Origin of the sequence: Methylobacterium terricola (assembly GCF_006151805.1) — a bacterium.
Lineage (GTDB): Bacteria > Pseudomonadota > Alphaproteobacteria > Rhizobiales > Beijerinckiaceae > Methylobacterium > Methylobacterium terricola.
In genome coordinates this window covers 42,952-54,984 of record NZ_VDDA01000010.1, presented here as the reverse complement: position 1 = coordinate 54,984, position 12,033 = coordinate 42,952, and the positions used below count along the sequence as shown (strand labels likewise).

The following is a 12,033-nucleotide window of genomic DNA, read 5'->3' as shown; positions in this document are numbered from 1 at the left end:
GGCCCACGGGCCGGCCCCTCTCACGCCCTGCACGAGAGCCCGACATGAACGCACCCGTCCTCCAGACCCCCTACGACGTCGAGGCGATCCGGGCGCAATTCCCGATCCTGTCGCAGCAGGTCTACGGCAAGCCGCTGGTCTACCTCGACAATGCCGCCTCGTCGCAGAAACCGCGGGCGGTGATCGACGCGATGTCGGGGGCGATGGAGACGGCCTATGCCAACGTGCATCGCGGCCTGCACTTCATGGCGAATGCGGCGACGGACGGCTTCGAGGGCGCCCGCGAGACGACGCGCCAGTTCCTCAACGCCCGCTCGACCGACGAGATCATCTTCACCCGCAATGCCACCGAGGCCTACAATCTCGTGGCGACCTGCATGGGCTGGGCCGGGCTGATCGGCGAGGGTGACGAGATCATCCTGTCGATCATGGAGCACCATTCCAACATCGTGCCCTGGCACTTCCTGCGCGAGCGCCGCGGCGCCGTGCTGAAATTCGCTCCCGTCGACGACGAGGGCAACTTCCTGGTCGAGGAGTTCGAGAAGCTTTTCACCCCCAAGACCAAGATGGTGGCGATCAGCCACATGTCGAACGTGCTCGGCACGGTGACGCCGGCGGCCGAGATCGTCCGCATCGCCCATGCCCACGGCGTGCCGGTGCTGCTCGACGGGGCGCAGAGCGCGGTGCACCAGGCGATCGACGTCCAGGCTCTCGATTGCGATTTCTTCGTCTTCACCGGCCACAAGGTCTACGGGCCGACCGGCATCGGCGTGCTCTACGGCAAGAAGGAGTGGCTGGAGCGCCTGCCCCCCTATCAGGGCGGCGGCGAGATGATCGAGATCGTCGAGGAGGAGCGCATCACCTACAACGCGCCCCCGCACCGCTTCGAGGCCGGCACCCCGGCGATCATCGAGGCGATCGGGCTCGGCGCCGCGCTCGAATTCATGATGAGCCTCGGCCGCGAGCGCATCGCCGCCCACGAGGCGCACCTGCTCGCCTACGCGCAGGAGCGGCTGCGGGGGATGAACAGCCTGCGGATCATCGGCACCGCCAAGACCAAGGGCGCTGTGATCTCGTTCGAGATGAAGGGCGCCCATGCCCACGACGTCGCGACGGTGATCGACCGCCAGGGCGTCGCGGTGAGGGCCGGCACCCATTGCGCCATGCCGCTCCTGAAGCGCTTCGGCACCACTTCCACCTGTCGCGCCTCGTTCGGCCTGTATAATACGACGGCGGAGATTGATGCCCTCGTCTCGGCCCTGACCCGGGCCGAACGGATGTTCGCGTGAGGACCCATGACCGATACCCCCGCCACGAGCGGCGCGCATTCCCCGCCGATGAACGCCGAGGTGAATGCCTCGACGATCCCGCCGGAGGAGATGGACCAGCTGACCGACGGCATCGTCGCGGCGCTCAAGTCCGTCTACGATCCGGAGATCCCGGCCGACATCTACGAGCTCGGCCTGATCTACCGGGTCGACATCGCCGACGACCGCAGCGTCGCCATCGACATGACCCTGACGGCGCCGGGCTGTCCGGTCGCGGGCGAGATGCCGGGCTGGGTCGAGAATGCCGTCTCGGCGGTGCCGGGCGTCACCGGCTGCAGCGTCACGATGGTGTTCGACCCGCCATGGGACCAGAGCCGGATGTCGGACGAGGCCCGCATCGCGCTGGACATGTGGTGAGGCGGGTCAGCGCATCGCGTCGGTGATGCGGGGCGGAAACGTCAGGTCATAGTAGACGTCGGCGAGCATCAGTCGCGCGCCGATGTCAGGCAACTCGATCACCGCATCCAAACCTTCGAACAGCTCCGCTTGCCAGCCTTCCACCTCCCGGCGGTAAAGCAGGGCGACCGGGGCCACGGTTTCGAGGAGCAGAATGTATCGTAGGCTTGGGTGCCGCTTGTACTCCTCCAGCTTCACGGTCCGGTCGACGGTGGTCGTGGAGGGGGAGGCGACTTCGACGACAAGGCGTGGTTCACGGGACTCGTGAGTGTCGTGGACGAGTTCGCCGCACTCGATCGTGACGTCGGGCCGCCGGATCGTGTTGATACGGGTCCGAAGCGAAACATCGTCCGTGGTCGGCCGGCACCGTGAGCCGCGAAGCTGGTTGCCCAACGTGATGATGACGTTCACCGTCACCCGGTCGTGCTGAACGCTGGCCCCGGTCATCATCCGGTGCTTCGGCACCGGAGCGCCGTCGACGAGCTCGAACGGCTCGTCCTGGCCCTCCTGCCAGCGAAAGAACTCCTCCGGCGTCATCCGCTGCCGCGCCGCATCCGCCATCGCCGCCTCCGTCGCATTGCATCCTACCACGTCCCGCGGTGGACCGCGGGCACCGGGATGCTTATCTTCGGATCGTAACGTCACGCCTCAACCGCCCGGGCCTTGAACCCGGCCGTCGGAGAGAGTTTTCACAATGGCACCGAGCTTCAAGGTGATGTCGCTGACCGAGGCCGCCGCTGCGCGGATCAAGGGCATCATGGCCGACGCCGAGCGCCCGATCGCGGGCTTGCGCGTCGGGGTCAGGAACGGCGGCTGCGCCGGCATGAGCTACACGATGGAATATGCCGAGGACCGCAAGCCCGGCGAGGACATGATCGAGGACAAGGGCGTCCGCGTGTTCATCGATCCGAAGGCGGTGCTGTTCCTGCTCGGCACCGAGATGGATTTTCAGACCACGAAGCTGTCGTCGCAGTTCGTGTTCAACAATCCCAACCAGACCTCGGCCTGCGGCTGCGGCGAATCGGTCGCGATCACCCCCGCCGACCCGAACGCTCTCGCCTCGGCTCACGCCTGACGCGCGAAGCCCGGCGGCCGACAGCCGCGCCGCCCGGCTTCGTTCACGCGACGTCGTTCATGGTGTCCACCGCGACCGCGTCGTCGACGACCCGGTTGCGGCCCGAGCGCTTGGCCGTGAACATGCAATGATCGGCGCGCTCGAGCAGTGACACTGCCGTGTCGCCGCGCCGGTAGACCGCCAGCCCGACCGAGATGGTGATCCGGCCCAGGCTTTCGCCGGTGGAGCGCTTGACCAGCTCGCGTCCCATCACGCTGGTGCGGACCTTCTCGGCCACCTCCCGGGCGTCGAACCGGTCGCAATCCGGCAGGATGATCCCGAATTCCTCTCCGCCGAACCGCGCGATGGTGGTCCGCGCCTCGACGCATTCGCGCATTGTCAGCGCGACGAGCCGGAGCACCTGATCGCCGGTGAGGTGGCCGTAAAGGTCGTTGAAGCGCTTGAAGTGATCGATGTCGAGCACGACGAGGCAGAGCGGCTGACCCTGCACCGCGGCGTGGTCCACGGCCTTGTGCAGCATCTCCTCGAAATGCTTGCGGTTACCGATGCCGGTGAGGGGATCGGTGAGGGACTCGACGCGGACCGCTTCGAGGGTTTCGCGCAGGGTCTCGATCTCGGTGCGGCTCTCGCGCATCCGCGCCTCGAGGGTGCGGTTGTTGGCGGCCACGTCCCGGGTGGTGACGACGAGGGACGAGACGATCTCCCGCACCCGGGCCCGGTTCACCGCCGGGGCGGCAAGATCCTGGCTGAACGCCTGGAGCGAGGCGCCGTAGCGCGCCGTGGAGCCGAGGGCGGCGTCCAGCATCTCCATGATCTGCTCGATCTCGGTGAGCACGCCGGCGCTCGCCCGCTCGGTCTCGCAGGCGAGCCGCTTCCCGTCGAGATAGGTCTCGAACAGCAGGTCGATCGTGCTCTCGCTGAGGACCCCGTGCTCGGTGGTGAGGCGCTTGATCGCCTCGTTGAGCGGCGGATTCAGGCCGGCGACGTAGGTGTACCACACGGCGTAGCTGCGCGGCGTCGCCGGCGAGCGGTACGCCTTCATCAGTTCCATCGCACGCTGGCCGAACAGGAAGCTCCGATCAAGCTCGGCGCTGCTCATGTCGGCCATCGAACGTCTCCGCGCTGGACGCCGTCTTCATGTCGGCGCCATGCTCCGACCAATAGCGTGGGTCGGTGGAGAAGCAGTTAAAGCGCCGCCGCGCTAGGCGCTCACAGGAGCGAAATCGCCGGTCTATTCGCCGTCGTTGCGCTTCTTCAGAACAACCGGCCGAAGCAGGAAGGCAGGGACGTGAGCGCCCATGCCGATCTCGGCCTCCGGCATCGCGTCGTCGTCGCGGAAGCGCCCGCGGTCGTTCCGTCGCCCGGCGGAGCGGTCATCCGGAAGACGCCGTTCCTCCTGCGGCCGCCGTGCCGCCTGGGGACGACGCTCGTCCGGCTTGCGGCGCTCCTCGGGCTGGCGGGATGCCTCGGGCTGGCGCGATGCCTCGCCGTCGGCACGGGCCGGAGCCGCCTCCTCGTCCGGGCGCGGGCCGCGGGCACGCCGGCGGCGCGTCTCGTCCCGCCGTCCCTCGTCCCGGCCTCTCTCCTCACGGCGCCCGTCGTCGCGGGAGCCCTCGGCCCGACGCCCGCGTTCGCTCCGGCCGCGCCGCTCGCTTGGCTCGCTCGCCTCGTCCTCCGGCAGGCTGGCGAGGTCGCCCTCGGCCCAGGGAATCGGCTGCCCGATCAGCGTCTCGATCGCCGCGAGCGACTTCTCGTCGCCGCGGCCGATCAGGGTGAGGGCGGTGCCGGTGCGGCCGGCCCGGCCGGTGCGGCCGATCCGGTGAACGTAATCCTCGGCGTGGTGCGGCACGTCGAAGTTGAAGACGTGGCTCACCGCCGGGATGTCGAGGCCTCGGGCGGCCACGTCGCTCGCGACGAGCAGCGGCACCTCGCCGGAGCGGAACGCGTCGAGCGCCGCCATGCGGGCGCGCTGGTCCATGTCGCCGTGCAGGGCCGCGACGTTGAAGCCGTGGTTCGACAGCGACTTCTGCAGCTGCGCGACGTCGCGCTTGCGGTTGCAGAAGATGATGCCGTTGTTCAGCTCCTCCGCGCCGCGGATCAGCTTGCGCAGGGTCTTGCGCTTCTGGTGCCCCTCGGCGCCGGTCGCGACCAGCCGCTGGGTGATCGTGGTGGCGGTGGAGGCGGGGCGCGCCACCTCGATGCGGACCGGATTGTGCAGGAAGTCGTCGGCGAGGCGCTGGATCTCCGGCGGCATCGTCGCCGAGAAGAACAGCGTCTGGCGCGTGAACGGCACCATCTTCACGATCCGCTCGATATCGGGGATGAACCCCATGTCGAGCATCCGGTCGGCCTCGTCGATGACGAGCAGCTCGACGCCGGTGAGCAGCAGCTTGCCGCGCTCGAAATGATCGAGCAGCCGGCCGGGCGTCGCGATCAGCACGTCGACGCCGCGGGTGATCTTCAGGTCCTGGTCGGCGAAGGAGACGCCGCCGATCAGGAGCGCGACGTTGAGCTTGTGGTTCGAGCCGTAGCGCTCGAAATTCTCCACGACCTGCGCGGCGAGTTCGCGCGTCGGCTCGAGGATCAGCGTGCGCGGCATCCGCGCCCGCGCCCGGCCCTGCTCGAGCAGGGTGAGCATCGGCAGCGTGAACGCCGCCGTCTTGCCGGTGCCGGTCTGCGCGACGCCGAGGACGTCACGCCGCGCGAGCACGTGCGGAATGGCTTGAGCTTGGATCGGGGTCGGCGTGGTGTAGCCTGCCGCCTCGACGGCCTGCTGAACCTTCTCGCTTAAACCCAGTTCGGCGAATGACATCCTGAAGAGAACCGTTGCGCGCGGGCGGATCGGGCCGGCGCGGAGAAACCGTCGCGGCAACGGCCGGGAGGCAAAGTCGTTTCGCAGCCTGTCCCGCGCCGGATGCGCCGAGGAGGGACGTTCACGCCATTGCTCCGTCGCGTCGGGCACGCGACCGCCCGGAGGACACGCCCGATGCGAGCCCTTTTGTCAAGTGCTGACCGTGATTTGTGCGCCGGCCCGGCCCTCCGGGCGGTGGACCGTTCCCGGTATCGGTACCTCGCGCCGGTCCCCGGCGCCGACGGTCGGCCTCAGGGCCGCAGCGTGACGGCGCAGGGATCGAGGCGGATGCGGGCCGCACCTCCGGCGATCGATCCCGTGGTCTCCGGCTCGGCGGCGCCGCTCAACGAGGCGACCGCTCCACGCTCGGCGGGCTTGTTGCGCGAGGCGAGGTAGTGAGTCGCGGACAGCGACGCCGCGATGGCGATCAGGGCGATCCTCCAGGTGTGTCGGAGGAGGGAAGGCGGCGCGGTTTCGCGCCCGTCGGGGGACATGTCGATTCCTCAGCGGAAGAGCCGGGGGACAGGCTGTCGCATCGTGGTTAATCGCAAGTGATCGCAGACACTCGATTTTTTGGGTCGGCGGTCGGTCGCAATTCACGTTTCGTTGACGGGTGGGGGGGTAAAACTCAGCCTCGTTGCAGGAATGCGACAGACCGGGTGACCGACCGGGGATAGAAGCGCGCCGGCTCTCGCCAATCAGGACCAGTCAGAGAATGAAGAAGATCCTCCTCGCCTCCGTGGCCCTCGTCGGCCTGTCCGCGGCTGCCTCTGCGGCCGACCTGCCGCGCCGCGTGGCGCCCCCGCCGGTGTTCACGCCGGTGCCGGTCTTCACCTGGACGGGCTTCTACGCCGGTTTCAATGCCGGCTACGGCTTCGGCACCAATGACCGCGCCGGCCCGACCGTGCTCGGCGTCGGCCCGGCCACCGGCCTCGTCGCCACCCCCACCGTGATCGCCTTCCCGGGCCAGCGCTCGGCCGACGGCTTCGTCGGCGGCGGCCAGGTCGGCTACAACTATCAGTTCACCCCGGGCTCGGGCGTGGTAGTGGGCATCGAGGCCGACGCGCAGTACGTCGATTTCGGCCGTGACCGCAACCGCTTCGCTGCCACCGGCCCGATCGCCGCGCAGCAGGTGTTCAACCCGAACGGCATCTCGGGCCTCGACTACTTCGGCACCGTCCGTGGTCGCCTCGGCTACGCCTTCGACCGCACCCTCGTGTACGCCACCGGCGGCTTCGCCTACGGCTCGGGCGGCGGTCGCGACTTCGGCCTGCCGAACCGCTCGCGTGACGAGTTCCAGACCGGCTACGTCGTCGGCGGCGGCGTCGAGTACGCTCTCCCCACCGACTCGTTCCTGAACTTCTTCCGTTCGTCGGCCGTGACCCTCAAGGTCGAAGGCCTGTACGTGAACCTGGATCAGGGCAACCGCAACAACGGCGCCTTCGCGATCAACAACGCCGGCACCGTGATCACGACCGCGTCCCCGGGCGTGGTCGTGGTCAACGCTGGCCAGACCCGCCGCGACACCGAGTTCGCGGTGGTCCGCGCCGGCCTGAACTACAAGTTCAACGGCTTCTAGTCGTCGATTTCCGTCCCTGGACGGAGCGGAGCCCGGCCTCACGGCCGGGCTTTTCGCGTTGCGGAGGACGGCTCCGGCAGCCACCTGACGCCCCCAACGAACAAGGCCCGGCCGCGAGAGCGACCGGGCCTTGTTCGCGTCGGGCTTTTGGTCCAGGGACGGCGGGGGCCGTCTCCGGTACCGGTTCAGATATCGAGCTCGATCTCGTCGGCGAAGACCGCACGCTCGGAGATGAAGGCGAAGCGCGCCTCGGGCTTGTTGCCCATCAGACGCTCCACCGTGTCGCCGGTGGCGTCCTTCGCCTCCTCCACCACCTCGACCCGCAGCAGCGTGCGCTTCTTCGGGTCCATCGTGGTTTCCTTGAGCTGGCCCGGCATCATCTCGCCGAGGCCCTTGAAGCGCCCGATCTCGACCTTGCCCGACTTGAAGGTGGTCTTCAGCAGCTGCTCCTTGTGCCTGTCGTCGCGGGCATAGGCACTTTTGGCGCCCTGCGTCAGCCGGTACAGGGGAGGGACCGCCAGGTAGAGATGGCCCTGCTCGATCAGCTCCGGCATCTGCCGATAGAAGAAGGTGATCAGCAGCGAGGCGATGTGCGCGCCGTCGACGTCGGCATCGGTCATGATGATGACCTTCTCGTAGCGCAGGTCGTCGTGCCGGTACTGCTTGCCGATGCCGCAGCCGAGCGCCAGGATCAGGTCCGACAGGAGCTGGTTCGCCCCGAGCTTGTCCCGGCTGGCCGAGGCGACGTTGAGGATCTTGCCGCGCAACGGCAGGATCGCCTGGGTCGCCCGGTCGCGGGCCTGCTTGGCCGAGCCGCCGGCCGAATCGCCCTCGACGATGAAGATCTCGGAGCCGGCGGCCCCCGCCTTCGAGCAATCCGCGAGCTTGCCCGGGAGGCGCAGCTTGCGGGTCGCGGTCTTGCGGGCGACCTCCTTCTCCTGGCGCCGGCGCAGGCGCTCCTCGGCCCGGTCGATCACCCAGTCGAGGAGCTTGTTGGCCTGGGCCGGGGAGGCGGCGAGCCAGTGGTCGAAGGCGTCGCGGATCGCCGCCTCGACGATGCGGGAGGCCTCGAGCGTCGCGAGCTTGTCCTTGGTCTGGCCCTGGAACTCGGGCTCGCGGATGAAGACCGACAGCATCGCCGCGCAGGTCGCCATCACGTCGTCGGCCGTGACCGACTGCACGCGCTTGACCTGGCCGACGCGCTCGGCGTGGTCGCGCAAGCCCCGCAGCAGCGCCACCCGCATCCCGCTCTCGTGGGTGCCGCCCTCCGGCGTCGGGATGGTGTTGCAGTAGGATGAGGAGAAGCCGTCGTCGTTGGCGAGCCAGGCCACCGCCCATTCGAGCGAGCCGTGGCTGCCGGGCTTCGTCACCTTGCCGGCGAAGACGTTGTCGGCGACCAGCTCCTTGCCGTCAATCTCGCGGGCGAGGTAATCCTTGAGGCCGGCCGGGAAGCGATGGACGGCCTCGGCCGGCACGGTCTCGACGCCCTCCAGCAGGGCAGGGGCGCAGCGCCACCGGATCTCGACGCCGCCGAACAGGTATGCCTTCGAGCGCGCCATCTTGAACAGGCGGCGCGGGTCGAAGCGGTGCTCGCCGAAGATCTCAGCGTCGGGGTGGAAGCGTACCCGGGTGCCGCGCCGGTTCTGCACCCGCCCGACCGTCTCGATCGGTCCTTGCGCGTGGCCGCGCGAGAAGGTTTGGCGGTACAGGGTCTGGTTGCGGGCGACCTCGACCTCGAGCAGGTCCGAGAGCGCGTTCACCACCGAGATGCCGACGCCGTGCAGGCCGCCGGAGGTCTCGTAGACCTTCGAGTCGAACTTTCCGCCGGCATGCAGCGTGGTCATGATGACCTCGAGCGCCGACTTGCCCGGAAACTTCGGGTGCGGGTCGACCGGGATGCCGCGGCCGTTATCGGTCACGACGAGGCAGCCGCTCTCCTCCAGTTCGACCTCGATGAAGCTGGCATGGCCCGCCACCGCCTCGTCCATCGAGTTGTCGATCACCTCGGCGAAGAGGTGGTGCAGCGCCTTCTCGTCGGTGCCGCCGATATACATGCCGGGCCGGCGCCGCACCGGCTCCAGCCCCTCCAGCACCTCGATCGCGGAGGCGTCGTAGCCGGCTTCCGCGGCCTCCGCGGGCGGGGGCACGGCGACCGGCTTCGGGCGCTTCGAGGCTTCCGTCTTGAGCGGGTCCACCGGCTTGGCTCCCGGTCCGAACAGGTCTCGTGCGGCCTCGCTCACGCGACGGCCTCGCGATGGGGGAAGGGCTCTGGCAGCATTCGAGGTCATCCTCTCCCTATACCGGAACAAACGCGGAACAAAAAGGGGTTTCCGGCGGCGTCGGGGTGTGGCGAACGGGCGTGGTCGATCGGGCTCGGGCGACGGCACGGATCCGCGCCCAGCAGAACCCGTACCAGAGTCACCGAGACGTAAACAAATTCCCTTAAAGGGCGGTGACGCGCGAGCGTCCCTCGGAACCTCGGCAGTGACCGTCCGTTGTCGGAGCGGTCGATCCTCCGCCGACGGGAGGCCCGCGCCGCAGGAGCGTCCCGACGATGAGAGCCGTCAACCGCCACGCCCGCCACCTCTCTCTCGCCCGCGCCGAGCAGGCCGCCGGACAGGCCTTCGGTTATGCCGAGGATGGTGTCGCCGCCGTGGCGACGGGGATCGGCCGGGTGACGATGACGGCGACCGGCGCCGCCGTCGTGGCGGCCATGGCAGCGACCCTCGCTTGGGCACTGTGAGGCTGGGCGGTCTGAGGACGGGGTCTCCGAGACCGGTCGCTTCCGGCCCCTGCCGGTACGGCGCGGGCTCGACCGTCCACAGGGCCCGTCCGGACGGTCATTGTCGGGGACGTGCGGCGCCTTAGCTCCCGCGGTGCCGCTGTCGTTGCTGCGATGCGGAACCCGGCGAAAGCCGCCGAATTCACAAGAGCGGCCCCCCACGCCGCTCGCTCAACCACGTTTTGAAGGATGGTGGCCCGATGCGGCGCGCCCACAGCATGCCATTCGGTGCGGAGATCGGACCGGAGGGGGTGCGCTTCGCCCTCTGGGCGCCGACCGCGACGAGCGTTGCCCTCGTGCTCGACGGGCAGGAGCATCCGCTGGACGATCAGGGCGAGGGCTGGCGCCGCGTGACCGTGCCGGGGGTCGGCGCCGGGGCCCGCTACGGTTTCAGGATCGACGGCGACCTCGTGGTGCCCGATCCCGCGTCGCGCTTCCAGCCGGAGGACGTCTCGGGGCTGTCCGAGGTGATCGATTCCTCAGCCTTCGCGTGGACCGACCAGGCTTGGGCCGGGCGTCCGTTCGAGGAGACAGTGATCTACGAGTGCCACGTCGGCACCGCGACGCCGGAGGGCACCTACGCGGCGCTCACGGAGCGACTGGAAGCCCTGCGCGACCTCGGCGTCACGGCACTCGAGCTGCTGCCGCTCGCCGACTTCAAGGGCAGCCGCAACTGGGGCTATGACGGCGTGCTGCCTTACGCGCCGGATTCCGCCTACGGCACCCCCGACGACCTGCGCCGCCTGGTCGACCGCGCGCATTCCCTCGGCCTGATGGTGTTCCTCGACGTCGTCTACAACCATTTCGGCCCGGCCGGGAACTACCTTCACGCCTACGCGAAGACCTTCTTCACCGAGCGCCACCAGACGCCGTGGGGAGCGGGCATCAATTTCGACGGTAAGACCAGCGGCCAGGTGGTCCGGGACTACTTCGTCCACAATTCGCTGTACTGGCTGGAGGAGTTTCACATCGACGGGCTGCGGTTCGACGCGGTCCACGCCATCCTGGACGATTCGGAGACGCATTTCCTCGGCGAGCTGGCCGAGCGGATCCGTGCCGCGCATCCGGAGCGGCCGATCCACCTGATGCTGGAGAACGAGGCCAATCAGGCGTCGTGGCTGGAGCGGGACGCAGCCGGTCAGCCGGTGTTCCATAGCGCGCAATGGGCCGACGACACCCATCACGGCTGGCACATCCTGCTGACGGGCGAGGATTCCGGCTATTACGAGAGCTTCGCCGACAAGCCGGCGGCGCATCTCGCCCGCAGTCTGGCGGAGGGCTTCGCCTACCAGGGCGAGCCGTTCAAGACCCTCGACAACCATCCCCGCGGCGAGCCGTCCGGCCATCTGCCGCCATCCGCCTTCGTCACCTTCCTGCAGAACCACGATCAGGTCGGCAACCGGGCGCTCGGCGAGCGGCTGAGCCACCTCGCCGACCCGTCGAGGCTGGCGCTGGCCCGGGCCGGCCTGCTGCTCAGCCCGCAGATCCCGATGCTGTGGATGGGCGAGGAATGGTCGGCCTCGACGCCGTTCCTGTTCTTCGTCGACTTCGCCCCCGACGAGGAGCTGAACAAGGCGGTGCGCGACGGCCGCCGCCGCGAGTTCAAGAGTTTCGCCGCCTTCGCCGACGAGGAGAAGGCGAAGACGATTCCCGATCCGACCGCGGAGGCGACGTTCCGGAACTCGACGCTGGACTGGGCCGAGATGGAGCGTTCCGGCCATCGCGAGGTTCTGGCCGACACGACGGCGCTCCTGCACCTGCGGCAGCGCGAGGTGGTGCCGCTGACGAAGACCGCATGGAAGGGCGGGGCTTACGCCCTGCCTCGGCCCGACGTGGTCGACGTGACGTGGTCGTACGCCGGCGGCTCGCTCCGTTTCGTCGGGGTGTTCGGCGGTGAGCCCTTCGATCTCGCGAAGGCGTCCGGTCGCGTCATCTGGCGCTCGCCCGCGGTGTCGGAGGGCGAGAACGGGTCCCTGGTCCTGCCCGCCTGGTCGGGCGTGTTCGTGAAAGAGGTGATGTGAG

The 12,033-nt window shown here is 68.9% G+C and carries 11 protein-coding genes; 6 read left to right on the top strand and 5 right to left on the bottom strand.

Translation table 11 applies throughout. The annotated features are described in order from the left end of the window. Nucleotides 1-44: 44 nt before the first annotated feature. Entirely contained in the window at nt 45-1,289 is a 1,245-nt protein-coding gene (locus FF100_RS20545) for a cysteine desulfurase (protein ID WP_139037606.1), read from the top strand. A gap of 6 nt (nt 1,290-1,295) precedes the next feature. Next, nucleotides 1,296-1,685 carry an SUF system Fe-S cluster assembly protein gene (locus FF100_RS20540; protein ID WP_139037605.1) on the top strand — a complete coding sequence of 130 codons (390 nt, stop codon included), beginning with the start codon at nt 1,296-1,298 and terminating at the stop codon, nt 1,683-1,685. A gap of 6 nt (nt 1,686-1,691) precedes the next feature. Here the strand turns inward: FF100_RS20540 and FF100_RS20535 are convergent, their stop codons facing one another. Continuing rightward, complete coding sequence (locus FF100_RS20535) at nt 1,692-2,285, bottom strand: Uma2 family endonuclease (protein ID WP_139037604.1); 594 nt, start codon at nt 2,283-2,285, stop codon at nt 1,692-1,694. Between the two features lie 133 nt (nt 2,286-2,418). On the opposite strand from FF100_RS20535, the gene FF100_RS20530 reads away from it, so the two are divergent. After that, on the top strand, nt 2,419-2,799 hold the full coding sequence (locus FF100_RS20530) for a HesB/IscA family protein (RefSeq protein ID WP_139037603.1): 381 nt from the start codon (nt 2,419-2,421) through the stop codon (nt 2,797-2,799). A 43-nt stretch (nt 2,800-2,842) separates the two neighbouring features. Here the strand turns inward: FF100_RS20530 and FF100_RS20525 are convergent, their stop codons facing one another. From FF100_RS20525 to FF100_RS20515, 3 genes are all read right to left on the bottom strand, one after another. Then, entirely contained in the window at nt 2,843-3,907 is a 1,065-nt protein-coding gene (locus FF100_RS20525) for a GGDEF domain-containing protein (protein WP_139037602.1), read from the bottom strand. 123 nt (nt 3,908-4,030) lie between these two features. Next, nucleotides 4,031-5,611, bottom strand: coding sequence for a DEAD/DEAH box helicase (locus FF100_RS20520; RefSeq protein WP_139037601.1), 1,581 nt, complete (start codon nt 5,609-5,611; stop codon nt 4,031-4,033). A 290-nt stretch (nt 5,612-5,901) separates the two neighbouring features. Continuing rightward, a complete protein-coding gene (locus tag FF100_RS20515) occupies nt 5,902-6,144 on the bottom strand; it encodes a hypothetical protein (protein ID WP_139037600.1) in 243 nt (80 codons plus the stop codon). A 221-nt stretch (nt 6,145-6,365) separates the two neighbouring features. Between FF100_RS20515 and FF100_RS20510 the strand changes: the two genes are divergently transcribed. Then, nucleotides 6,366-7,229, top strand: a complete 864-nt coding sequence (locus FF100_RS20510) for an outer membrane protein (RefSeq protein WP_139037599.1) — start codon at nt 6,366-6,368, stop codon at nt 7,227-7,229. Nucleotides 7,230-7,414: 185 nt separating this feature from the next. Here FF100_RS20510 and parE read toward each other — a convergent pair whose 3' ends face one another. Further along, on the bottom strand, nt 7,415-9,469 hold the full coding sequence (gene parE / locus FF100_RS20505) for a DNA topoisomerase IV subunit B (protein ID WP_139037598.1): 2,055 nt from the start codon (nt 9,467-9,469) through the stop codon (nt 7,415-7,417). 314 nt (nt 9,470-9,783) lie between these two features. On the opposite strand from parE, the gene FF100_RS20500 reads away from it, so the two are divergent. Then, entirely contained in the window at nt 9,784-9,972 is a 189-nt protein-coding gene (locus FF100_RS20500; RefSeq protein WP_139037597.1) for a hypothetical protein, read from the top strand. A gap of 239 nt (nt 9,973-10,211) precedes the next feature. Beyond that, nucleotides 10,212-12,032: a malto-oligosyltrehalose trehalohydrolase gene (gene treZ / locus FF100_RS20495; RefSeq protein WP_139037596.1), complete on the top strand. Its 1,821-nt coding sequence runs from the start codon at nt 10,212-10,214 to the stop codon at nt 12,030-12,032. Nucleotide 12,033 lies beyond the last annotated feature (1 nt).